At 61.0% G+C, this 21,909-nt stretch carries 21 protein-coding genes and 1 riboswitch; of the genes, 11 read left to right on the top strand and 10 right to left on the bottom strand.

Annotated elements, in window-relative coordinates; all coding sequences use genetic code 11:
• Positions 1–34 precede the first annotated feature (34 nt).
• Positions 35–451, top strand: coding sequence for a malonate transporter subunit MadL (gene madL, locus ABV589_RS12765; RefSeq protein WP_003229065.1), 417 nt, complete (start codon positions 35–37; stop codon positions 449–451).
• A gap of 1 nt (position 452) precedes the next feature.
• Positions 453–1,217 (top strand): malonate transporter subunit MadM, encoded by a 765-nt coding sequence (madM, locus tag ABV589_RS12760; protein ID WP_123588956.1) that lies wholly within the window; start codon positions 453–455, stop codon positions 1,215–1,217.
• A 183-nt stretch (positions 1,218–1,400) separates the two neighbouring features.
• Here madM and ABV589_RS12755 read toward each other — a convergent pair whose 3' ends face one another.
• Positions 1,401–2,321, bottom strand: a complete 921-nt coding sequence (locus tag ABV589_RS12755; RefSeq protein WP_367086059.1) for a LysR substrate-binding domain-containing protein — start codon at positions 2,319–2,321, stop codon at positions 1,401–1,403.
• A gap of 210 nt (positions 2,322–2,531) precedes the next feature.
• Between ABV589_RS12755 and ABV589_RS12750 the strand changes: the two genes are divergently transcribed.
• Positions 2,532–3,149, top strand: a complete 618-nt coding sequence (locus ABV589_RS12750; protein ID WP_007964065.1) for a hemolysin III family protein — start codon at positions 2,532–2,534, stop codon at positions 3,147–3,149.
• Between the two features lie 111 nt (positions 3,150–3,260).
• Here the strand turns inward: ABV589_RS12750 and ABV589_RS12745 are convergent, their stop codons facing one another.
• Both ABV589_RS12745 and ABV589_RS12740 read right to left on the bottom strand, forming a co-directional pair.
• Complete coding sequence (locus ABV589_RS12745) at positions 3,261–3,980, bottom strand: 16S rRNA (uracil(1498)-N(3))-methyltransferase (RefSeq protein ID WP_367086058.1); 720 nt, start codon at positions 3,978–3,980, stop codon at positions 3,261–3,263.
• A gap of 217 nt (positions 3,981–4,197) precedes the next feature.
• A complete protein-coding gene (locus ABV589_RS12740) occupies positions 4,198–5,604 on the bottom strand; it encodes an adenosylmethionine--8-amino-7-oxononanoate transaminase (RefSeq protein ID WP_367086057.1) in 1,407 nt (468 codons plus the stop codon).
• Positions 5,605–5,828: 224 nt separating this feature from the next.
• Here ABV589_RS12740 and ABV589_RS12735 point away from each other — a divergent pair, with 224 nt between their 5' ends.
• The 3 genes from ABV589_RS12735 (at position 5,829) to ABV589_RS12725 (ending at position 9,138) form a co-directional block, all read left to right on the top strand.
• Entirely contained in the window at positions 5,829–7,616 is a 1,788-nt protein-coding gene (locus ABV589_RS12735) for a flavin monoamine oxidase family protein (RefSeq protein ID WP_007962074.1), read from the top strand.
• Between the two features lie 345 nt (positions 7,617–7,961).
• A complete protein-coding gene (locus ABV589_RS12730; protein ID WP_007962073.1) occupies positions 7,962–8,513 on the top strand; it encodes a cytochrome b in 552 nt (183 codons plus the stop codon).
• A gap of 31 nt (positions 8,514–8,544) precedes the next feature.
• Positions 8,545–9,138 carry a YceI family protein gene (locus ABV589_RS12725; RefSeq protein ID WP_346609180.1) on the top strand — a complete coding sequence of 198 codons (594 nt, stop codon included), beginning with the start codon at positions 8,545–8,547 and terminating at the stop codon, positions 9,136–9,138.
• Positions 9,139–9,372: 234 nt separating this feature from the next.
• On the opposite strand, the gene ABV589_RS12720 is transcribed toward ABV589_RS12725, so the two are convergent.
• From ABV589_RS12720 to ahcY, 4 genes are all read right to left on the bottom strand, one after another.
• Entirely contained in the window at positions 9,373–11,238 is a 1,866-nt protein-coding gene (locus ABV589_RS12720) for a DEAD/DEAH box helicase (RefSeq protein WP_367086056.1), read from the bottom strand.
• 239 nt (positions 11,239–11,477) lie between these two features.
• Entirely contained in the window at positions 11,478–12,272 is a 795-nt protein-coding gene (locus ABV589_RS12715) for a transporter substrate-binding domain-containing protein (RefSeq protein ID WP_367086055.1), read from the bottom strand.
• Between the two features lie 146 nt (positions 12,273–12,418).
• Entirely contained in the window at positions 12,419–13,264 is an 846-nt protein-coding gene (gene metF, locus ABV589_RS12710) for a methylenetetrahydrofolate reductase [NAD(P)H] (RefSeq protein WP_108591836.1), read from the bottom strand.
• Between the two features lie 187 nt (positions 13,265–13,451).
• Positions 13,452–14,861: an adenosylhomocysteinase gene (gene ahcY, locus ABV589_RS12705; RefSeq protein WP_007959684.1), complete on the bottom strand. Its 1,410-nt coding sequence runs from the start codon at positions 14,859–14,861 to the stop codon at positions 13,452–13,454.
• 23 nt (positions 14,862–14,884) lie between these two features.
• Positions 14,885–14,983: riboswitch (S-adenosyl-L-homocysteine riboswitch) on the bottom strand.
• 196 nt (positions 14,984–15,179) lie between these two features.
• Between ahcY and ABV589_RS12700 the strand changes: the two genes are divergently transcribed.
• Both ABV589_RS12700 and ABV589_RS12695 read left to right on the top strand, forming a co-directional pair.
• The gene (locus ABV589_RS12700) at positions 15,180–15,587 is read left to right on the top strand and encodes a hotdog domain-containing protein (protein WP_003229043.1); all 408 of its coding nucleotides are present in this window, start codon (positions 15,180–15,182) and stop codon (positions 15,585–15,587) included.
• A 210-nt stretch (positions 15,588–15,797) separates the two neighbouring features.
• Entirely contained in the window at positions 15,798–16,703 is a 906-nt protein-coding gene (locus ABV589_RS12695; protein ID WP_367086054.1) for a formate/nitrite transporter family protein, read from the top strand.
• Here ABV589_RS12695 and ABV589_RS12690 read toward each other — a convergent pair whose 3' ends face one another.
• Positions 16,704–17,969 (bottom strand): sodium:proton antiporter, encoded by a 1,266-nt coding sequence (locus ABV589_RS12690; protein WP_367086053.1) that lies wholly within the window; start codon positions 17,967–17,969, stop codon positions 16,704–16,706.
• A 155-nt stretch (positions 17,970–18,124) separates the two neighbouring features.
• Here ABV589_RS12690 and ABV589_RS12685 point away from each other — a divergent pair, with 155 nt between their 5' ends.
• Both ABV589_RS12685 and ABV589_RS12680 read left to right on the top strand, forming a co-directional pair.
• Positions 18,125–18,958: an EamA family transporter gene (locus ABV589_RS12685; protein WP_108588980.1), complete on the top strand. Its 834-nt coding sequence runs from the start codon at positions 18,125–18,127 to the stop codon at positions 18,956–18,958.
• Positions 18,959–18,996: 38 nt separating this feature from the next.
• Entirely contained in the window at positions 18,997–19,380 is a 384-nt protein-coding gene (locus tag ABV589_RS12680) for an MAPEG family protein (RefSeq protein WP_367086052.1), read from the top strand.
• 140 nt (positions 19,381–19,520) lie between these two features.
• Here the strand turns inward: ABV589_RS12680 and ABV589_RS12675 are convergent, their stop codons facing one another.
• Positions 19,521–20,705, bottom strand: a complete 1,185-nt coding sequence (locus ABV589_RS12675) for an MltA domain-containing protein (protein WP_367086051.1) — start codon at positions 20,703–20,705, stop codon at positions 19,521–19,523.
• Between the two features lie 128 nt (positions 20,706–20,833).
• Between ABV589_RS12675 and ABV589_RS12670 the strand changes: the two genes are divergently transcribed.
• The gene (locus tag ABV589_RS12670) at positions 20,834–21,283 is read left to right on the top strand and encodes a cytochrome c (protein ID WP_007961886.1); all 450 of its coding nucleotides are present in this window, start codon (positions 20,834–20,836) and stop codon (positions 21,281–21,283) included.
• Between the two features lie 178 nt (positions 21,284–21,461).
• Here the strand turns inward: ABV589_RS12670 and ABV589_RS12665 are convergent, their stop codons facing one another.
• Complete coding sequence (locus tag ABV589_RS12665) at positions 21,462–21,857, bottom strand: DUF1090 domain-containing protein (RefSeq protein WP_007961884.1); 396 nt, start codon at positions 21,855–21,857, stop codon at positions 21,462–21,464.
• Positions 21,858–21,909: the final 52 nt, after the last annotated feature.

The following is a 21,909-nucleotide window of genomic DNA, read 5'->3' as shown; positions in this document are numbered from 1 at the left end:
CAACATTCGACGATGCACTTTGAGGACTACAACAATGATTATTTACGGTGTGGCGCTGTTGGCGATCTGTACGCTGGCAGGGGTGATCATGGGTGACATGCTCGGCGTGTTGCTGGGCGTCAAATCCAACGTCGGCGGGGTCGGCATCGCCATGATCCTGCTGATCTGCGCGCGGTTGTGGATGCAGAAACGCGGCGGCATGACCAAGGATTGCGAGATGGGCGTCGGCTTCTGGGGCGCGATGTACATTCCGGTGGTGGTGGCGATGGCCGCGCAACAGAACGTCGTCACCGCCCTGCACGGCGGCCCGGTGGCGGTGCTGGCGGCCATCGGATCGGTGGTGGTGTGTGGCTGCACCATTGCTCTGATCAGCCGCACCCACAAGGGCGAACCGTTGCCCGACGAACCGGTGGAAGTCACTCCGGTCGGCACGCCTGTAGGAGGTCGCTGACATGTGGGCACTCATTGAAAACGGTCTGGAACACAACGGCCTGATCACCGCGTTCGCCTTCGTCGGTGTGATCATGTGGGTCTCGGTGATTCTCTCCAAACGTCTGACCTTCGGGCGCATTCACGGCTCGGCGATTGCCATCGTCATCGGTCTGGTGCTGGCCTGGGTTGGTGGCACTATGACGGGCGGCCAGAAAGGCCTGGCGGATCTGACGCTGTTCTCCGGCATCGGCCTGATGGGCGGGGCGATGCTGCGTGATTTCGCGATTGTTGCCACCGCATTTGAAGTGCAGGCGACCGAGGCGAAGAAGGCCGGGTTGATCGGCGTGATCGCGCTGCTGCTCGGGACCATCCTGCCGTTCATTGTCGGCGCGTGCATGGCTTGGGCTTTCGGCTATCGCGATGCGGTGAGCATGACCACCATCGGCGCCGGTGCGGTGACCTACATCGTCGGCCCGGTGACCGGCGCGGCGATTGGCGCGACTTCGGATGTGATGGCGTTGTCGATTGCCACCGGGTTGATCAAGGCGATTCTGGTGATGGTCGGCACGCCGGTCGCGGCGCGCTGGATGGGCCTGGATAACCCGCGTTCGGCGATGGTGTTTGGTGGTCTGGCCGGGACGGTGAGCGGGGTGACCGCGGGGCTGGCGGCGACGGATCGGCGGTTGGTGCCTTACGGGGCGTTGACCGCTACGTTCCACACCGGGCTTGGCTGTTTGCTTGGGCCTTCGCTGTTGTTCTTCATTGTTCGCGGGATTGTGGGCTGAAGTTCAAAAGCCCCTCACCCTAGCCCTCTCCCGGAGGGAGAGGGGACTGACCGAGGTGGATGTTGGAGGTACGCCGACCTGAAATTCCTGAGTCGAACTCAGGTTTTGAAAAGCCCCCGATCTGCTCCCTTTCCCCCTCTACCCCTTGGGGGAGAGGGCTGGGGTGAGGGGGTTGCTCTTGTTCTAAACCCCAGCCTGCCGATTCGCATACATCCGACACTCCGCCAGCAACGCCAGCAGATTCGGATCACGCTCCTTGGCCTTCAAGAACACCACGCCAATGTGCTGCTGCAAGCGATACTTCTCCTGCAACGGAATCAGCTTCACGCGGTTCTCGTACACCGCCGCAATCCTTCCCGGCAGCAACGCATAACCCACCCCCGAACTGACCATGCTCAGCAGGGTGAAGATGTCGTTGACCTGCATCGCCACCTTCGGCTCGAAGCCTGCCTGCTTGAACACCCGAATGCCGTCCTGATGCGTAGCGAAGCCCTGGGTCAGGGTGATAAAGGTTTCGTCGCGCACTTCAGCCAGATCGACTTCCTGACGCTGGGCGAACCTTGAATCTGCCGGCGTGGCGAGGAAAATATCGTCGGAGAACAGCGGAATCTGCTCGCAGTCCGGATCGCTGACCGTGTCGTCCAGCGACACCAGAATCGCGTCGACTTCCATGTTCTTCAGCTTGTAGAGCAGGTCGATGTTCGAGCCGAGAATCAGGTCGATGTTGAGTTCGCTGCGGCGGATCTTCAGGCCCATGATCAACTGCGGTACGGTTTTCACCGTCAGCGAATACAGCGAGCCGAGCTTGAAGCGTTCAGCGGAGAACCCGGCGGCTTCGCGAGTCAGGCGCACGCTTTCGACCACGTCCTGAATCAGCTTCTGCGCGCGCTCTTCGAGCACGTAGGCGCTTTCCAGCGGCGTCAGGTTGCGCCCTTCATGCTTGAACAGCGGGCAGCGCAGGGCGCTTTCCAGCGAATGAATCGCCCGGTGCACGCTGACATTGCTGGTCTGCAACTCGACAGCGGCGCGCGCCAGGTTGCCGGTGCGCATGAAGGCGAGGAACACCTCGAGTTTTTTCAGGGTCAATTCTTCGTCGATCAGCATGGCGCGGACTCTTTTTAGAATGCGTCGATTGTGCCTTGAAGAGCAAAAGATCGCAGCCTTCGGCAGCTCCTACCTGTGGAATGCGATCTTCCTGTAGGAGCTGCCGCAGGCTGCGATCTTTTGATCCTGGCTTTGAACAGAAACATTGCGCTATTACGCTCAAGGGCCGAGCCTTGCGCGTTGCGGAACGAATCTTGAGGTGAGCGACACATGTATCACGGGGAAAAACTCAACGCCTGGACGCACCTGGTCGGGGCAGTGGCGGCGTTTATCGGCGGCGTGTGGATGCTGGTGATTGCCAGCCTCGACGGCAGTCCGTGGAAGATTGTCAGTGTGGCGATCTACGCCTTTACCTTGCTGGTGCTCTACAGCGCCTCGACCGTGTACCACAGCGTGCGCGGGCGCAAGAAAGCGATCATGAAGAAGGTCGATCACTTTTCGATCTACCTGCTGATCGCCGGCAGCTACACGCCGTTCTGTCTGGTGACGCTGCGCGGACCGTGGGGCTGGACGCTGTTCGGAATTGTCTGGGGGCTGGCGCTGATCGGCATCTTGCAAGAGATCAAGCCACGCTCGGAGGCGCGGATCCTGTCGATCGTGATCTACGCAGTGATGGGCTGGATCGTGCTGGTGGCGGTCAAGCCGTTGATCGCAGCGCTGGGCACGGCAGGCTTTGCCTGGCTGGCGTCGGGCGGGGTGCTGTACACCGTGGGCATCATCTTCTTTGCCCTGGATCACCGGTTGCGTCATGCGCACGGGATCTGGCATCTGTTTGTGATCGCCGGGAGTCTGCTGCACTTTGTGGCGATTCTGTTTTATGTCTTGTAGACCGAGTTGCTGCCAATCGCTGGCAAGCCAGCTCCCACAGGTTTTTATGTTGAACACATCAGCGTGTTCCAACCTCATTCCTGTGGGAGCTGGCTTGCCAGCGATGGGGCCCTAGAAGTCACCCCAAAGCTGCTGAGCCACCGCCAGTGCAACCACCGGCGCCGTTTCGGTGCGCAGCACCCGCGGCCCAAGGCGTGCCGCATGGAAGCCGTTGCCCTTGGCCTGCTCGACCTCGGCATCTGACAAACCACCCTCCGGCCCGATCAGAAACGCCAGCGTCGCCGGTCTGGCATGGCTGACCAACGGCTCGGCCACCGGGTGCAGCACCAGTTTCAGTTCGGCTTCGGTCTGCTTGATCCAGTCCGCCAACAACACCGGCGGATGAATCACCGGTACCCGCGAACGACCGCACTGCTCACAGGCGCTGATCGCCACCTGACGCCAGTGCAGCAGGCGTTTGTCGGCGCGTTCGTCCTTCAGGCGCACTTCGCAGCGGTCGCTGAAGATCGGGGTGATTTCCGTCACGCCCAGCTCGGTGGCTTTCTGGATCGCCCAGTCCATCCGTTCGCCCCGGGACAGACCCTGGCCGAGGTGGATCTGCAGCGGCGATTCGATCTGCCCGGCCAGTTGCTCGTCGATCTGCACGACGACGCGTTTCTTGCCGACTTCCACCAGTGCGCCGCGAAACTCATGGCCGGAACCGTCAAACAACTGCACCGCATCGCCCTCGGCCATGCGCAGCACGCGGCTGATGTAATGCGCCTGGGCTTCCGGCAGTTCGTGTTCGCCGGTGCTCAGGGGGGCGTCGATAAAGAAGCGGGACAGTCTCATGGTGGGTCTCTAAAAATTGGCTCAGAGTGATGGCTTACTGATGTCTTGCTTTTGTGGCGGGGGAGCTTGTCGAATCGTCGCACCGTCCCGCTCGGCTGCGCAGCAGTCGCAAATCCTGTCAGCGCGGTATGTCTGTAATACCGCATCGCTCGGGATAGGGAGTCCTTCGGCCTCCAGCGGGAGCAAGCTCCCTCGCCACAGGGGGCAAAGCGAAGGCTTAGCCCGGATCACGGAACCCCGGGTGGAAATCCTTCGGCACCGCCACGCTGATGCTGTCCCGTGTGGCGATGTCGATGCCTTCGCTGGCGACTTCGGCGAGGAAGTCGATCTGCTCCGGGGTGATCACGTACGGCGGCAGGAAATACACCACACTGCCCAGCGGTCGCAGCAGCGCGCCGCGCTCCAGCGCATGCTGGAACACCTTCAGGCCACGGCGTTCCTGCCAGGGGTAGGCCTCTTTGGTGGCTTTATCCTTGACCATCTCGATCGCCAGCACCATCCCGGTCTGCCGCACTTCCGAGACATTCGGGTGATCGACCAGATGCGCAGTGGCCGAGGCCATGCGCCGGGCCAAGGCCTGGTTGTTCTCGATGATGTGGTCCTGCTCGAAGATATCCAGCGTCGCCAGCGCCGCCGCACAGGCCAGCGGGTTGCCGGTGTAGCTGTGCGAATGGAGGAAGGCGCGCAGGGTCGGGTAGTCGTCGTAGAACGCGCTGTAAACCTCGTCGGTGGTCAGGCACGCCGCCAGCGGCAGGTAGCCGCCGGTCAGGGCCTTGGACAGGCAGAGGAAGTCCGGGCGGATGCCGGCCTGCTCACAGGCAAACATGGTGCCGGTGCGGCCGAAGCCAACGGCGATTTCGTCGTGGATCAAGTGCACGCCATAGCGGTCGCAGGCCTCGCGCAGCAGCTTGAGGTACACCGGGTGATACATGCGCATGCCGCCGGCGCCTTGAATCAACGGCTCGACGATGACTGCCGCCACGCTGTCATGATGTTCTGCCAAGGTTTGTTCCATGGCAGCGAACAGGTTGCGTGAATGATCTTCCCAGCTCATGCCTTCGGGGCGCAGGTAGCAATCGGGGCTAGGCACCTTGATGGTGTCCATCAGCAGCGCTTTGTAGGTCTCGGTGAACAGCGGCACGTCGCCGACCGCCATCGCTGCCATGGTTTCGCCGTGGTAGCTGTTGGTCAGGGTGACGAAGCGCTTCTTGTTCGGCTGGCCGCGGTTGAGCCAGTAGTGAAAGCTCATTTTCAGCGCGACTTCGATGCAGGACGAACCGTTATCGGCGTAGAACACCCGGTTCAGGCCTTCCGGGGTCATCTTCACCAGACGTTCGGACAGTTCGATCACCGGTTGATGGCTGAAACCGGCCAGAATCACGTGTTCCAGCTGATCGACCTGATCCTTGATGCGCTGGTTGATGCGCGGGTTGGCGTGGCCGAACACGTTGACCCACCAGGAGCTGACGGCGTCGAGGTAGCGCTTGCCTTCGAAGTCTTCGAGCCAGACGCCTTCGCCGCGTTTGATCGGGATCAGCGGCAGCTGTTCGTGGTCTTTCATCTGGGTGCAGGGATGCCACAACACCGCGAGGTCGCGTTGCATCCACTGGTTATTCAGGCCCATTTACAGTCTCCTCGAGGCGGCTCGCGTCAGGCGCGGGCAAACAATCGCGCAAGCCTATGCAATGCATCGCGTCGGGACAACCCATTGCGTCGATTGAGCTACTTTGTATGGGCCGATAGACGTCGCTGGCGGCGTTTTGATGGCTGACGTATTCTTCGCGGTTCTTTGGGTCGTCTGACCCGCAAAACTGCTTTTTTCCTACGTGTATTTCCGGAGTTCGCTGAATGTCTGTCGGTTGGCTGCGCGCCTGTGCGCTGGTGATGTTGGGGCTGTTCAGCGTTACGGCGCTGGCCAAGGATAAAACCGCAATCGTGATCGGCGGCGGCCTGTCGGGCCTGACCGCAGCTTACGAGCTGCAAAACAAGGGCTGGCAGGTCACGCTGCTGGAAGCCAAGCCGAGCCTTGGCGGTCGCTCGGGCATGGCCACCAGCGAGTGGATCGGCAACGACAAGACCCAGCCGGTGCTGAACAAGTACGTCTCGACCTTCAAGCTGAGCACCACGCCGGCCCCTGAATTCGTGCGCACACCGGGTTATCTGATCGACGGCGAGTATTTTTCCGCTGCCGATCTGGCGACCAAGCAACCGGCGACCGCCGATGCCTTGAAGCGCTACCAGAAAACCCTCGACGATCTGGCGCGCTCGATCGACGACCCGCAGAACCCGGCCGCGACCAACACTCTGCATGCACTGGACCAGATCAACGTGTCGAGCTGGCTCGACAAACAGAACCTGCCGGCCACAGCGCGTCAGTTGATCAACCAGGACATCCGCACCCACTACGACGAGCCTTCGCGGCTGTCGCTGCTGTATTTTGCCCAGCAGAACCGCGTCTACCGTGGCGTCTCTGACCGTGACCTGCGCGCCTCGCGTCTGGTCGGCGGCAGCCAGGTGCTGGCCCAGGCGTTCGTCAAACAGATCAAGACCATCAAGACCAACTCGCCGGTTTCCGCGATCACTCAGGACAAGGATGGCGTGACCGTCAAGGTCGGCAGTGTCGGCTACCAGGCTGACTACGTGGTGCTGGCCGTGCCGCTGCGTGCACTGAACAAGATTGCGCTGACCCCGGCGCTGGACGCTCAGCACCTGGCCGCGATCAAGGGCACCAACTACGGCTGGCGCGACCAGATCATGTTGAAGTTCAAGACGCCTGTGTGGGAAAGCAAGGCGCGCATGTCCGGCGAGATCTACAGCAACGCAGGTCTGGGCATGCTCTGGATCGAACCGGCGCTGAAGGGTGGCGCCAACGTGGTGATCAACCTGTCCGGCGACAATGCCCGCGTGATGCAAGCGTTCGGCGACAAGCAGATGGTCGATCAGGTGCTGATCCGTCTGCACGCGTTTTATCCACAGGCCCGTGGCTCGTTCACCGGCTATGAAATCCGCCGCTACAGCACCGACCCGTCGATGGGCGGCGCCTACCTGGCCTACGGCCCGGGCCAGATCAGCAAGTTCTGGCGCATGTGGGAGCGCCCACTGCAACGCGTAACGTTTGCCGGTGAACACACCGACACCTTGTACCCGGGCACGCTGGAAGGCGCGCTGCGCACCGGTCAGCGTGCGGCCAGTCAGGTTGAAGACCTGGCTGCCGGCAAGTCGTTTGAGCCGGTCAAAGTAGTTCCAGCCGCAGCAGCGGCAGGCGCGGCGGGTGCCGTGGCGGCGAAGAAAGGCAACTTCTTCAGCAACCTGTTTGGCGGTTCGGATGACGAGAAGAAGCCAGAGCCAGTGAAGGCACCTGAGCCGGCTCCAGCGCCAGCGGCTCCAGCGCCTGTACCGGCTCCAGCCCCTGCGCCAGCTCCGGTGGAAGCGCCGAAACCAGTCGCTCCGGTGAAGGCCGAGCCGGCGAAGAAAGCAGCGGCCAAGCCTGCGGCGAAGAAGCCTGCAGCGAAAACCGAGGCGAAGAAGGCCCCGGCCAAGCCTGCGGCGAAAAAGGCTGAACCGGCGAAGAAGCCTGCGGCGAAACCTGCTGCTGCTCCGGCTCCAGCAGCAAGCACCGACAGCAAAGCGCAGTAAGGCTTTGCGGTGAATGAAAAGCGCGGCTCAGGCCGCGCTTTTTTATTGCCTGTGAGAACCTCATCGCGGGCAAGCCCGCTCCCACAGGTTTTGCGGTGAACGCAGAGTTTGTGTGCGCTATTGTCCACTGTGGGAGCGGGCTTGCCCGCGATGAGGCCTGTTCAAACAGCACATCATCAAGATCTTCCACCTGACACCCCGCGACACTTTCGCCTTTAATCTTTCCTTAACACGCCACTTACAGACTCTTGATCGTATTTCTCGATCTTTCAAAGCGAAATTTTCCGCTTTAATTCGATAGATAACTCGCTAGTCTTGGTTCGCAGTTCTCACAGGATTTGGGCAATGCAGCTACGTAACTCTGCTTCACGCTATGGTTGGGTCAGCATCTTCATGCACTGGGGCGTGGCGCTGGCGGTCTACGGACTGTTCGCGCTGGGTCTGTGGATGGTGGGGCTGGATTACTACAGCAGCTGGCGCAAAGACGCGCCGGATCTGCACAAGAGCATCGGTCTGGTGCTGCTGGGTGTGATGGTGTTGCGGGTGTTGTGGCGCTTTATCAGCCCACCGCCACCGACGCTGCAAAGCTACAGCCGCATGACCCGCATCGGCGCGAAATTCGGCCACGGGTTTCTGTACGTCGGGCTGTTCGCTGTGATGCTTGCCGGTTACCTGATTTCCACCGCAGACGGTGTCGGGATCCCGGTGTTTGGCCTGTTTGAAGTTCCTGCACTGGTTTCCGGGCTACCGGATCAGGCAGATACCGCTGGGGTGATTCATCTCTGGCTGGCATGGGCGCTGGTAATTTTTTCCGGTCTCCATGCGTTGGCAGCATTGAAGCACCACTTTATCGATCGTGATGCGACCCTGACGCGAATGCTCGGTCGCAAAGCCTGAAATTCAACCTCGACTCAAAGGAAAAGAAAGCATGTTGAAAAAGACTCTGGCCGCTCTGGCAATCGGTTCTGCCGTACTGTCCGCGAACGTGATGGCTGCTGATTACACCGTCGACAAGGAAGGCCAGCACGCTTTCGTCGACTTCAAGATCAGCCACCTGGGCTACAGCTTCATCACCGGTACCTTCAAGGACATCGACGGCAAGTTCAGCTTTGACGCCGCCAAGCCTGAAGACAGCAAAATCGAATTCAACGTGAAAACCGCCAGCGTGTTCACCAACCACGCCGAGCGCGACAAGCACATCTCCAGCAAAGACTTCCTGGACGTGGGCAAATACGCTGACGCCAAATTCGTCTCCACCAGCGTCAAATCCACCGGCAAGAACGCCGCTGGCAAAGACACTGCAGACGTGACCGGCGACCTGACCCTGCACGGCGTGACCAAGCCAATCGTGGTCAAGGCTGTGTTCCTGGGTGAAGGCAAGGATCCATGGGGCGGCTACCGTGCCGGCTTCGAAGGCACCACCAGCATCAAGCGCTCTGATTTCGGCAAGATGATGGACCTGGGTCCACAGTCCGACAACGTCGATCTGTACATCTCGTTTGAAGGTGTGAAAGCGAAGTAATTTTCGCCGCCATACAAAAACGCCCCCGGTCGCAAGGCCGGGGGCGTTTTTTATTGCCCGCCACAATCCGGAGCCCCTGTAGGAGCTGCCGAAGGCTGCGATCTTTTGAGGTTGGTTTTTTCAGGATCAAAAGATCGCAGCCTTCGGCAGCTCCTACATAAAGCGGGTTCTGGGACATCCATAAAAAATGCCCCGGCTCTTTCGAGTCGGGGCATTTTTCAGGGCAGCGATAACTCAGCGATTGCGGGTCAGCAAGGCTGGTTTTTCACCGCGCGGGCGGGTCGGCAGTTGATCGAGCTGCTCGGGTGTCGGGAAGCGGTCGGCTTTCGATTCCTTGTGCATGATCTTCGGCCCGGTGCTGCGAGGGTTCTGCACGGCCGGTTCGGCGCGTTGCTGATCGTCGCGAGCCGGGCGGCGGTTGCGCGAGGACTCGTCACGACGGCCCTGGCCATCACGCGGAGCACCGTTGCGCGGGCCGCTGCGTTTGCCCGGTGGGGTGCCGGTGCTCGAACCGTTGCTGTTGCGCGGACCGTTCTGGCGACCCTGCGACTGACCGCCACGAGGGGCGCCTGCGCCTGCACCTTGTGCCGGTGCACCCGGACGACGGCCGCGGCCACCGGCTGGAGCAGCTTTCGGCACGTAATCCACGCGGTTACCGAAGTTATCGATATCGTCGTCGAGGAACTCGTCCGGTGCACGATCAGCCGCCGCACGCGGTGGCTGGCTTGGGCGCTGTTCGCGGCTCGGCGTGCCTTCACGTGGCTTCTGCTGACGGGCAGGGCGCTCGCCGCGTTCGCCGGCGGGTTTTTCCTTGCCCTTGTCTTTGCCTTTGTCCTTGCGGCCGCCGCCACCACCGCCGCCATTCGGACCGTCGCCACGCGGGCCACGGGAGTTGCGCGGGTTGCGCATGTCCGGGCGCTCGCGCACTTCAGGCTTCTCGGCCTCGATGGTGCTGGCGTCGAAGCCCATCAGGTCGCCGTCGGCGATTTTCTGCTTGGTCATGCGTTCGATGCTTTTCAGCAGTTTTTCTTCGTCCGGGGCCACCAGCGAGATCGCTTCGCCCGAACGACCGGCGCGGCCAGTACGGCCGATACGGTGCACGTAGTCTTCATCGACGTTCGGCAGTTCGAAGTTGACCACGTGTGGCAACTGATCGATGTCCAGACCGCGCGCGGCGATGTCGGTCGCGACCAGGATGCGCACTTCACCAGCCTTGAAATCGGCCAGAGCTTTGGTGCGGGCGTTCTGGCTCTTGTTGCCGTGGATCGCCACAGCCGGCAGGCCGTGTTTGTCCAGGTACTCGGCCAGACGGTTGGCGCCGTGCTTGGTGCGGGTGAACACCAGTACCTGTTCCCAGGCGCCGGCGGTGATCAGGTGCGCCAGCAGGGCACGCTTGTGGCTGGCCGGCAGACGGAACACGCGTTGCTCGATGCGCTCGACCGTGGTGTTCGGCGGCGTGACTTCGATGCGTTCCGGGTTGTGCAGCAGCTTGCCGGCAAGATCGGTGATGTCTTTGGAGAACGTCGCCGAGAACAGCAGGTTCTGCCGCTTGGCCGGCAGACGCGCGAGGACTTTCTTCACGTCGTGCACAAAACCCATGTCGAGCATGCGGTCGGCTTCGTCGAGGACGAGGATTTCGACGTGGGACAGGTCAACACTGCCTTGGCCGGCGAGGTCGAGCAGACGACCCGGGCACGCGACGAGGACGTCAACGCCACGGGACATGGCCTGGACTTGCGGGTTCATGCCGACGCCGCCGAAGATGCAGGCGCTGACGAATTTCAGGTCACGGGCGTAGATCTTGAAGCTCTCGTGAACCTGGGCCGCGAGTTCGCGGGTCGGGGTCAGGACCAGTACGCGCGGTTGGCGCGGGCCATGACGCTGGGATTTGTCCGGGTGACCGTTGGGGAACAACCGCTCCAGGATCGGAAGGGCGAAGCCGCCGGTTTTACCGGTACCTGTCTGTGCCGCAACCATCAGGTCGCGACCTTGCAACACGGCGGGAATGGCCCGCTGTTGCACCGGAGTAGGCTCGGTATAGCCCGCATCTTCGATGGCACGGACTAAAGCCTCGGAGAGACCGAGGGAAGCAAAGGACATGAGTAATCCTGTTTTAGTTAGGGCTTGGCCCAATGGGAGTCTTGCCTGGCGCGAATCGCGTTTAAGAGGACGCGATCCCGTCCGGTCCTGCTGCGGTTCCGAAGGCACGTCATGAGCGCTCGCGCGGGCTGAAAGCTGCGCTGTAGCGGGTCGAGAGGCCTGTTACGGTTCCGGGCGTCCGGGCGTGAGCCTGGCGGGAACGCCGGAGTATAACAGAGCAATCACTGCGCGCTGCTTTCCTACTGCTCAACGGTTTTGCGGCTGGCTGAGGCGTTGCCCAGCGGAGCGGTATCGGCAGGGGCCGCGCCGTAGCGGGCGCTGAGCTCGGCGTAGGCCGGTTCGCGCTTGAAACGCTTGAGCTCGGCGCCGAAACGCGCCACCAGCAGATCCATCCCGGCATTGCGGCGTACTGCCAGATATTGGCTCTGACGGCTGATGACCGTGGGGTTTTCGGTTATCTGATCGCGAATATTCAGTTGATCGAGCAAATGCTGACCCACGCGGCGATCGGTGATCAGCAAGTCGATGCGTCCGCGCAGCAATTTGCCGAAGTTGGCTTCGTGGGTCGGTGCCGGCTCGCGGGTGAACAGTGTCGACTGGCTGAAATCCGGGCTATACAGATAGCCCGGCGAAGTGCCGATGGTCAGGCCTTTGAGGTCTTCGAGCTGGCGGAACGGATGGGGTCGGTCGTTGGCGTAGAACATCACGAACTCGACGTCCGACAGCGGTTCAACGGGATAAAGCAGGGTGGCATCACGCTCGTCGCTGTGAAAAATGTCCAGCGCGCCGTCAGCCTGGCCGGTTTCTAGCATCGACAGGCAGCGTTTCCACGGCAGGAACTGCCACTCGACCTCGATCCCCAGGCGCTTGAACACGATGGCGGTGGTTTCGTAGTCCAGCCCGAGGTTCCTGCCATCCTCTTCGTACACGTACGGTGCCCACGGCTCGGTGACAATACGCAACTTCTCGCCCCGAGCGGCAAAGCTCAGGCAAGCAAAAACCAGCACCGTGAATAATTGCGCGATCAAAGGCATGGCTTGAGATTACGACGAGAAACGCGAAAGAGCCAGAAAGTGCCTGCACAAGCTCTAATTCGGGGATTCAAAAGCAAAAAATCGCAGCAACGACACCCCTGTAGGAGCTGCCGAAGGCTGCGATCTTTTGATCTTTCTTTCAATGCTTAGCGCGGCAACTTCAGGTTATTCCAGATCGCCAGACTAGGCTCAGCCTGGTTCATGGAATAGAAGTGCAGCCCCGGAGCGCCACCCTGCAGCAGGCGTTCGCACATTTCGCTGACAACTTGCTCGCCGAAGCGCTGAATGCTCTGGCTGTCGTCGCCGTAAGCTTCCAGCTGCTTGCGGATCCAGCGCGGGATTTCCGCACCGCAGGCATCGGAGAACCGCGCCAGCTTGCTGTAGTTGGTGATCGGCATGATCCCCGGCACCACCGGAATGTCCACACCCAGCGCCTGCAAGCGGTCGACGAAGTAGAAGTAGCTGTCGGCGTTGAAGAAGTACTGGGTGATCGCGCTGTCGGCGCCGGCGCGGGCCTTGCGCACGAAGTTGGCGAGATCGTCTTCGTAGTTGCGTGCTTGCGGATGCATCTCCGGGTAAGCGGCGACTTCGATGTGGAAATGATTGCCGGTTTCTTCACGAATGAATTCAACCAGTTCGTTGGCGTGACGCAGCTCGCCGCTGGTCATGCCCATGCCGGACGGCAGGTCGCCGCGCAGGGCCACGATGCGCTTGATGCCGGCAGCCTTGTACTCGTTCAGCAGGCCGCGCAGGTCGTCCTTGCTGTCGCCGACGCACGACAGGTGCGGTGCGGCCGGAACTTTGACTTCACTTTCCAGCTGCAGAACGGTGTTGAGGGTGCGATCACGGGTCGAACCACCAGCGCCATAGGTGCAGGAGAAGAAGTCGGGGTTGTACGTTGCCAACTGACGGGCAACGTTGAGCAGTTTTTCATGCCCAGCATCGGTCTTGGTCGGGAAGAACTCGAAGCTGTAGCGACGGTCTTGGGACATGGTCATACCCTTGGAAACACGAAAGCCTACGGTATGTTTCATCTGTAGGAGCGTGCTTATGTGGCGAGGGAGCTTGCTCCCGCTGGAGCGCGCAGCGCTCCCAAAATCCTGGGGCCGCTTCGCAGCCCAGCGGGAGCAAGCTCCCTCGCCACAACAAGCCAGTCCGACAAATAAAGCAGCCGGTTACTTAGTAGCGGTAAGCGTGCGGCTTGAACGGGCCTTCGACGGTCACGCCGATGTAGTCAGCCTGTTGCTTGGTCAGTTGAGTGACCACGCCGCCGAAGCCGCGCACCATTTCCAGGGCCACTTCTTCGTCGAGTTTCTTCGGCAGTACTTCAACGGTCAGACGCTCGGCTTTCTGGGCTGGCGATAGGTCGGCGTACTTCTGGCCGAACAGGAAGATCTGCGCCAGTACCTGGTTGGCGAACGAACCGTCCATGATGCGGCTCGGGTGACCAGTGGCGTTGCCCAGGTTCACCAGACGGCCTTCGGCCAGCAGGATCAGGTAGTCGTCGTTCTGTGCGTCGAAAGCGCCTGGACCGGTACGGTGGATCTTGTGGACCTGTGGCTTCACTTCTTCCCATGCCCAGTTCTTGCGCATGAAAGCGGTGTCGATTTCGTTGTCGAAGTGGCCGATGTTGCAGACAACAGCGCGCTTCTTCAGGGCTTTGAGCATGTTCGCGTCGCAAACATTGACGTTACCGGTGGTGGTCACGATCAGGTCGATCTTGCCCAGCAGCGCTTTGTCGATGCTTGCTTCGGTGCCGTCGTTGATACCGTCGATGAACGGCGAAACCAGTTCGAAACCGTCCATGCAGGCCTGCATGGCGCAGATCGGGTCAACTTCGGAAACCTTGACGATCATGCCTTCCTGACGCAGGGACTGGGCCGAACCCTTACCCACGTCACCGTAACCGATGACCAGCGCTTGCTTGCCGGACAGCAGGTGGTCGGTGCCGCGCTTGATCGCATCGTTCAGGCTGTGACGGCAGCCGTACTTGTTGTCGTTCTTGGACTTGGTCACCGAGTCGTTGACGTTGATCGCCGGGATCTTCAGCTCGCCCTTGGCCAGCATGTCCAGCAGACGGTGAACGCCGGTGGTGGTTTCTTCGGTCACGCCGTGAACGCGATCCAGTACTTGTGGGTACTTGTCGTGCAGCAGCTGAGTCAGATCGCCGCCGTCGTCGAGGATCATGTTGGCGTCCCATGGCTGGCCATCCTTCAGGATGGTCTGCTCCAGGCACCACTCGTACTCTTCTTCAGTCTCGCCTTTCCAGGCGAAAACCGGGATGCCGGCGGCAGCGATGGACGCAGCGGCCTGATCCTGAGTCGAGAAAATGTTGCAGGACGACCAGCGTACTTCGGCACCCAGGGCAACCAGGGTTTCGATCAGCACGGCAGTCTGAATGGTCATGTGGATGCAGCCGAGGATTTTCGCGCCCTTGAGCGGCTGCTCGGAAGCATACTTGCGGCGCAGACCCATCAGGGCCGGCATTTCCGATTCGGCGATGATGGTTTCGCGACGGCCCCAGGCAGCCAGGGACATGTCGGCAACTTTGTAATCGTTAAAATCTGCAGGCGTGATAACAGCGCTCATGAAGAGCCTCCATTCGTAATGTATGCGAATGGGCGCCGTTGTGCGTTTAGTGTCCGGCCGTGGCCAGTCAACGCCCCATCCGAGCCTGACAGGTTGATCCTGCTGCAGCGCCCCTCGGACAGGTGGCGGGAAAACGGTAGCAAGTGAAGGTTACCGTTTTGAAACGGGGGCGATTATAGCCGTCTAGACTGATCTTCCAAAGGGTTTCTGTCGGCCAGATGAAGATCGTTAATAGCGACCATAGTAGAAGGCTCATGGAGCCTGACCGCCCGGTCTGCCAAGATGGCGCCATCTTTCGGCAAACGCTCAGGAGTGAACATGAATTTCCACACCCGCAAATGGGTAAAACCCGAAGACCTGAACCCCAACGGCACCCTGTTCGGCGGCAGCCTGCTGCGCTGGATCGACGAAGAAGCGGCGATTTACGCCATCGTCCAGTTGGGCAATCAGCGCGTGGTGACCAAGTACATTTCCGAAATCAACTTCGTCAGCGCCTCGCGCCAGGGCGACATCATCGAACTGGGTATCACCGCCACCGAGTTCGGCCGCACCTCGATCACCCTGACCTGTGAAGTGCGCAACAAGATCACCCGCAAGAGCATCCTCACCGTCGAGAAGATGGTCTTCGTCAACCTTGGCGAAGACGGCTTGCCAGCGCCGCACGGGCGGACCGAGATCAAGTACGTCAAAGACCAGTTCAAGGAAGATGAGCTGGTAACCAAGTAGTCGGTGAATTGTGGCGAGGGAGCTTGCTCCCGCTGGACTGCAAAGCAGTCCCAAAACCGGTGAGTGTTGTTTATCTGAAACACGAGACGACTGCTGCGCAGCCGAGCGGGAGCAAGCTCCCTCGCCACAGGTAATAGTTTCGGTTGGGGGGAGTGAACAGCCAGGAACCGCAGGGGTCGTAGCTGAAAGCCCCCCACCGGTTACCACGCCATGACCACCCCGACAGACGGCAAGACCCCCAACCTCTCGACCGATGAACAGCACGAAGTCGAGAAAAACCAGCCGCCCCGCGCGGCGGTTCTGCATGAAATCATCCGCACCCAAGGCGATCAGGAACTGGAGCGCAGCATCGCCGCACTGTGGTGGTCGGCGCTCGCCGCCGGGCTGACCATGGGCCTGTCACTGATGGGTATGGGTCTGCTCAATTCGCGCCTGCCCGAGGGTGATGAATTCAAGGTCATCGCCAGCTTCGGCTACTGCGCCGGGTTCCTTGCGGTGATTCTCGCCCGTCAGCAACTGTTCACCGAAAACACCCTGACCGCCGTTCTGCCGGTGATGACCAAGCCAACCCTGAAAAACTTCGGCCGGCTGATCCGCTTGTGGGGCGTGGTCCTGTTCGGCAACTTGTGCGGGACGATTCTGGTGGCGTACGTGATGCTCGAGCTGCCGATCTTCGACAGCAAGACTGATCACGCCTTCCTTGAAATCGGCCGCAAGGTCATGGAAAACCACGCCAGTCAGATGTTCGCCAAAGGCATCGTTTCCGGCTGGATGATCGCCACCATGGTCTGGATGATCCCTTCCATGGAGAGCGCGAAGATGTGGATCATCATCCTCATCACCTACCTGATGGCGCTGGGCGACTTCACCCACATCGTGGTCGGTTCGGCGGAAGTGTCGTATCTGGTATTTGCCGGCGAGCTGCCGTGGAGTGATTTCTGGATGGTGTTTGCCGGGCCCACGCTGGCGGGGAACATCATCGGCGGCAGTTTCATCTTCGCCCTGATCAGCCATGCACAGATCCGCAGCGAGAGCGGCGCGCCGAAAGATACAGGAAAGGCGAAACAGGCTGCAGATCAGGCCGAAAAGCCCGATCCGCAGCAGATCAAGAAATGATCAGTGGTGCGCCGGCTCGGCCGCTGTGGCCGGCTCGTCACGGGTGGCGTGCTTGACCAGTTTGCCGATGGTCAGACCCTGCAGCAGGATCGACGACAGAACCACGATGTAGGTGATGCTCAGCAGCAGATCGCGCTCCGGGCCCAATGGCAGGGCCAGCGCCAGTGCCACCGAAACCCCGCCGCGCAAACCGCCCCAGGTCAAAATGCGAATGGTGCCGCGCGGCACCGTGCGCCAGCGCCGCAGCAGAACGATCGCCGGGGCCACGGTGAGCAGGCGCGACAGCAGAATTGCCAGCGCCAGCAAACTGGCCGCCGCCACGTGCGCCCAGTTGAACGGCAGCAGCAACAGCTCCATGCCGATCAGTGCAAACAGCAGCGCATTGAGCATGTCATCGAGCAGCTCCCAGAAGCCGTCGAGGTACTTGCGGGTCATGTCGCTCATCGCCAGGTTGCGTCCCAGGTTGCCGATGATCAGACCGGCGACCACCATCGCAATCGGCGCCGAAACGTGCAGCTCGGTGGCCATCGCCGAACCGCCGATCACCAGCGCCAGGGTCAGCATCACCGTGATCTGATGCTGCTGGACGCTTTTGATCATCCGGTACACCCCATAACCGATCAGCCCGCCGAACAGCACGCCGCCAATGGCTTCGTGCACGAACAGCATGGCCGTGGCGCTGAGGGTCGGCGTCTCGCCCAGCTGAGCGATGCCCAGCAGCACGGTGAACACCACCACCGCAGTGCCGTCGTTGAACAGCGACTCGCCGACGATGGTGGTCTTCAGTGGCTTTGAGGCATTGGCAGTACGCAGTACGCCGAGCACCGCAATCGGGTCGGTCGGCGAAATCAGCGCGCCGAACAGCAGGCAGTAAAGGAAGCTCACGTGCCAGCCAAACAGGGCAAAAATGTAGTAGGCCAGGCTGCCGATCACGGCGGTGGCGATCAATACGCCAAAAGTGGCCAGCAGGCCGATCGGCCAGCGGTAGCTGCGCAGGTCGTTGAGGTTGACGTGCAGGGCGCCGGCGAACAGCAGGAACGACAGCATCCAGTTCATCAGCAGATCGCCGAAGTCGATCTGGCCGATCAGTTGCTGCACGCGTTCTTCGAGGCCGGGATAACCGAGCACGCTCAGGCCTTGCAGCAACAGGGAGAACATCAGCGCGGTGACCATCACGCCGATGGTCGGCGGCAGGCCGATGAAGCGGTAATTGACGAAGGTGAGAAGGGTGGTGAGGCAGATAAAAGCGGCGACAAGTTCTAGCATCCGGGCTCCATTGGATGGGGGTGGAAAGACAGCGCCCCGATTCTTCGGTGCAAAGGTTGGATGGGCTGATTCGGGGTGGGGACACAATCGAGTCCCCTCGGTTGGTCAGCCGCAGACATTGGTGTAGGGTCAGCAAAAAAATCAAGGAGTGGGACGTGGCGGCGACAGTTCTGGTGTTAATGGCGGCGCTGTTGCATGCGACGTGGAATACCCTGATCAAGTTCAGTGCCGAACGGTTGCTGGTGGTGGCGTGCATGGACACGGTGGCGCTGCTGTTCGTGGCGCTGGCATTTCCATTCATCAGTCTGCCGCCGCTGGAGATCTGGCCGTGGATTCTGGCGTCGGCAGCATTCGAGCTGCTGTATCGCTATCTGCTGATACAGGCCTATCGGGTCGGCGACCTCGGGTTGGTTTATCCGTTGATGCGCGGCTTGTCGCCGCTGGTGGTGCTGGCGCTGACCCTGATCTTCGCCGGCGAAGTGCTCACCGCGCAGCAGATCTTCGGGATCATGCTGATTCCCTTGGGCATGGCTTGTCTGCTCTGGCAGGGCGGTGGCGGCAAGCATCTGCCGTGGTCGATGCTGCCGGTGGTGGCGCTGATCGGCCTGTGCATCGGCTGCTACACCTACATCGACGGTCAGGCTCTGCGGCGCTGGTCGCATCCACTGGATTACCTGGTCTGGGTCACGCTGCTCAGCGCCTGGCCGTTTCCGTTGCTGGCGTGGGTCGCCAAACGCCCGGCGTTCCTGGTGTTCTGGCGCGAGCAGTGGAAGCTGGGCCTGGCGGTCGGGTTCTGCGTGTTGTTCAGCTACGCTCTGGTGCTGTGGGCGATGCAGTTGGGCTCGATTGCCGAAGCGGCAGCGCTGCGTGAAATCAGCGTGATTCTGGTGGTGCTGTTCGGCATGCGTTACCTCAAAGAACCTTTCGGCAGACCGCGGCTCTTAGCCTGTGGGCTGGTGCTGATCGGCATGCTGGTGATGAAGTTCTGACTGCCCGCCATTTCTATCACTTGAAGAAGGACGGCTTTATGACGGTAGCTCTGTGGTGCGTGTTGATCGCGATTTTCCTGCCCTATATCTGCACGGGCGTGGCCAAGGCAGTGGGCGGCTACCGACTGAGCGACAACCATGATCCCCGGGACTTTCTGGAAAGTCTCAACGGGGTGGCCCGACGGGCGCATGCGGCGCAGTTGAACAGCTTCGAAGTGACCCCGGCGTTTGCCGCGGCGGTGATCGTTGCGCATCTGGTAGGCACCGCGCAGTTGGTGACGGTGAATGTGCTGGCGGTGATGTTTATCACCAGTCGCCTGCTGTACATCATCTGCTACCTGGCGGACTGGGCGATTCTGCGGTCGCTGGTATGGTTTGTCGGGATGGGGCTGATTGCTGCGTTCTTCTTTGTGTCTGCCTGAATCTCGGGTGTTGCTGCTGGCCTCTTCGCGGGCAAGCCCGCTCCCACAGGGTTCTTTGGTGTACACAGGATTTGTGCTCACCATGGATACCTGTGGGAGCGGGCTTGCCCGCGAAGGCGATAGCTCAGGCACCGAAGTGCTTAAGGTTTGCCCTTAACCGTATCAGCCACCTGCGGCACTTGCGGCAACGCCGCGCCTTTGGGCCAGAGCATCCAGATCTGCCCCTGCTGCTTCATGTCCCCGGCCAATTGCCCGGCCGCATCGCCAGTACCCCAGAACAGGTCCGCACGCACCTCGCCGGCAATCGCGCCGCCGGTGTCCTGCGCTGCGACCGGACGCACCAGCGCCGTGCCATCGGGGCGGGTGGTCGATAGCCACAGCAGGCTACCCAACGGAATCACCTTGCGGTCCACCGCCGCGCTATAACCCGCCGTCAGCGGTACGTTCAACGAGCCGCGCGGGCCTTCGTTGCTGTCCGGGTTGCGGGTGAAGAACACGTAGCTCGGGTTGCTGCCCAGCAGTTCCGGGATGCGCGACGGGTTGGCCTTGGCCCAGTTGCTGATGGCGCCCATGGTCACATCTTCTTTCTTCAGCTCGCCTTGCTCGACCAGCCAGCGGCCGATCGGTCGATACGGGTGGCCGTTCTGGTCGGCGTAGGCGATGCGCAGTTGTTTGCCGTCCGGTGTCTGGATCCGCCCGGAACCCTGGATCTGCAAAAATTGCAGGTTCATCGGATCGGTCAGGTACGCCACCACCGGGGCTTTGACGCCTTTGGACTCAATGGTCGCCGCGTCGTCGTAAGGCTTGAGTACCCGGCCTTCAAGGCGACCACGCAGGCGTTTGCCCTTGAGCTCCGGGTAAATGCTGTCCAGCGAGACGATGATCATGTCTTCCGGCACGCCGTACACCGGCACGTTTGCCACCTCGGTGGGCGTCAGACTGCCCGGGTAGACCGGTTCGTAGTAACCGGTGATCAGGCCGTTCGGGTTGTCATGCTCGGCGCGTAGCCCGAACACGTCGAGGTTCTGCTTGAGGAAGGCGCGAATCTCGTTGGCACTCTGCGGCACGTTGGCGGCTGCGGCGCAGGTGCCGCCCCAGACCGGATCAGCCTTGAGCCGGGTGCAGGCACTGCGCCATGAACCGAAACCGGCGACCAGATCGCTGTCGGATACGGTCGGCAGGGCTTCCCAGCTAGCGCTGGAGTAAGTAGCCAAGGCGTGGGTTTTCGGTTTGCCGGTATCGCCGCCCGTGCAACCGGCAAGAATTGCCAACAGCGGCAGGGTTGCGATCAGTGGGTGACGCCAGGCCTTGAAGCGGCTGTTCATGGAGTGATTCCTGTGCCGGTTGCCGAAGTGCTCCATGCGCTCCGGCAACCCGTATTTTTAATAGGGCTATTGGTGTTTGTCAGCGACGCGAGGATACTGGCCGCCGAATTCCGTGACCTGAAGCCACCATGACTCTTAAAAGAATTGCTGTTGTATTGCTGGCCTGTCTGACCTTGTCCGCCTGTGGCGGCGTCGATCCGAACTCTCCGCTGGGGCAACGCAAGGCGATCTTCAAACAGATGCTCAAGACCGGCGAAGACCTGGGTGGCATGTTGCGCGGACGCATTCCGTTCGACGGGCCGAAATTCGCCGAAGGCGCGGTGAAGCTCGATGCGTTGTCGCATGAACCGTGGAAGCATTTCCCGCAGGTGCGTGAAGAAGATCACACCAGTGCCAAGGACGATGTGTGGCTGCGGCAGGCACGTTTTCAGGAACTGGCCCGCAACCTTGAGGCGGCCACCGGTGAACTGGTGATCGCCAGCAAGGTTCAGCCGTACAAGGCCAGCAACCTCGGGCCGGCGGTGCAGAAGGTTGAGGATGCCTGCAGCGCTTGCCATAAAGAGTTTCGCGATCATTGATTGTCGGAGACTGCCGGACGATTGTGGCGAGGGAGCTTGCTCCCGCTCGGCGGCGCAGCCGTCGTAAACCCATTCAACCGAGTTGAGTCTGCTGCAGCGCCATTGAATGGAGTTGGGGCCGCTTCGCGACCCAGCGGGAGCAAGCTCCCTCGCCACAGGAAATCTCATTCAACGCTGGTTACTTGTCGATCTGGTCCAGCGCATCCTGCAGCTCTTTGCGCGACTCGGCGAGCTTGTCCTTGCGCTTGTTGATCTTCTCCGGATCACCTTTCTTCATCGCCTTGTCGAGATCCGCCTGACGCTTGCTCACTTCGTGCTTGGCTTCCAGCACTTTGTTTTCGCGTTCTTTCTTCAGCCCGGCATCGGTGCAGTTCTTTGTCACTTCATCCAGCGCGGTCTGCAGACCGGCCTGCTGGTCGGTGTTGCCACGGGACTTGGCCTGTTCGAGCTGATTGATGATGCCCTGCTTCTTGGCGGCGCAACCGGTCAGGCCCGGTGCATCTTCGTCGGCCATCACAGGCGCGGCCAGGACGCCACAGAGAGTCAGCAAGGCAAGCGGTGCAAGAAATTTCATAAAAGCTCCATGTGCAAAGGCAGTCGGGTCGGGGGCACTGCGCTGTTTGAGC

The organism is Pseudomonas sp. HOU2 (genome assembly GCF_040729435.1).
Classification (GTDB): Bacteria; Pseudomonadota; Gammaproteobacteria; order Pseudomonadales; family Pseudomonadaceae; genus Aquipseudomonas.
The sequence above is the reverse complement of the archived record's forward strand: the minus strand, read 5'-3'. Positions and strand labels throughout refer to the sequence as shown.

What these genes read in the sequence shown, in the direction of transcription:
- madL (WP_003229065.1), top strand. Translation starts at nt 35, where the DNA reads ATGATTATTTACGGTGTGGCGCTGTTGGCGATCTGTACGCTGGCAGGG.
- madM (WP_123588956.1), top strand. Translation starts at nt 453, where the DNA reads ATGTGGGCACTCATTGAAAACGGTCTGGAACACAACGGCCTGATCACC.
- ABV589_RS12755 (WP_367086059.1), bottom strand. Translation starts at nt 2,321, where the DNA reads ATGCTGATCGACGAAGAATTGACCCTGAAAAAACTCGAGGTGTTCCTC.
- ABV589_RS12750 (WP_007964065.1), top strand. Translation starts at nt 2,532, where the DNA reads ATGTATCACGGGGAAAAACTCAACGCCTGGACGCACCTGGTCGGGGCA.
- ABV589_RS12745 (WP_367086058.1), bottom strand. Translation starts at nt 3,980, where the DNA reads ATGAGACTGTCCCGCTTCTTTATCGACGCCCCCCTGAGCACCGGCGAA.
- ABV589_RS12740 (WP_367086057.1), bottom strand. Translation starts at nt 5,604, where the DNA reads ATGGGCCTGAATAACCAGTGGATGCAACGCGACCTCGCGGTGTTGTGG.
- ABV589_RS12735 (WP_007962074.1), top strand. Translation starts at nt 5,829, where the DNA reads ATGTCTGTCGGTTGGCTGCGCGCCTGTGCGCTGGTGATGTTGGGGCTG.
- ABV589_RS12730 (WP_007962073.1), top strand. Translation starts at nt 7,962, where the DNA reads ATGCAGCTACGTAACTCTGCTTCACGCTATGGTTGGGTCAGCATCTTC.
- ABV589_RS12725 (WP_346609180.1), top strand. Translation starts at nt 8,545, where the DNA reads ATGTTGAAAAAGACTCTGGCCGCTCTGGCAATCGGTTCTGCCGTACTG.
- ABV589_RS12720 (WP_367086056.1), bottom strand. Translation starts at nt 11,238, where the DNA reads ATGTCCTTTGCTTCCCTCGGTCTCTCCGAGGCTTTAGTCCGTGCCATC.
- ABV589_RS12715 (WP_367086055.1), bottom strand. Translation starts at nt 12,272, where the DNA reads ATGCCTTTGATCGCGCAATTATTCACGGTGCTGGTTTTTGCTTGCCTG.
- metF (WP_108591836.1), bottom strand. Translation starts at nt 13,264, where the DNA reads ATGTCCCAAGACCGTCGCTACAGCTTCGAGTTCTTCCCGACCAAGACC.
- ahcY (WP_007959684.1), bottom strand. Translation starts at nt 14,861, where the DNA reads ATGAGCGCTGTTATCACGCCTGCAGATTTTAACGATTACAAAGTTGCC.
- ABV589_RS12700 (WP_003229043.1), top strand. Translation starts at nt 15,180, where the DNA reads ATGAATTTCCACACCCGCAAATGGGTAAAACCCGAAGACCTGAACCCC.
- ABV589_RS12695 (WP_367086054.1), top strand. Translation starts at nt 15,798, where the DNA reads ATGACCACCCCGACAGACGGCAAGACCCCCAACCTCTCGACCGATGAA.
- ABV589_RS12690 (WP_367086053.1), bottom strand. Translation starts at nt 17,969, where the DNA reads ATGCTAGAACTTGTCGCCGCTTTTATCTGCCTCACCACCCTTCTCACC.
- ABV589_RS12680 (WP_367086052.1), top strand. Translation starts at nt 18,997, where the DNA reads ATGACGGTAGCTCTGTGGTGCGTGTTGATCGCGATTTTCCTGCCCTAT.
- ABV589_RS12675 (WP_367086051.1), bottom strand. Translation starts at nt 20,705, where the DNA reads ATGAACAGCCGCTTCAAGGCCTGGCGTCACCCACTGATCGCAACCCTG.
- ABV589_RS12670 (WP_007961886.1), top strand. Translation starts at nt 20,834, where the DNA reads ATGACTCTTAAAAGAATTGCTGTTGTATTGCTGGCCTGTCTGACCTTG.
- ABV589_RS12665 (WP_007961884.1), bottom strand. Translation starts at nt 21,857, where the DNA reads ATGAAATTTCTTGCACCGCTTGCCTTGCTGACTCTCTGTGGCGTCCTG.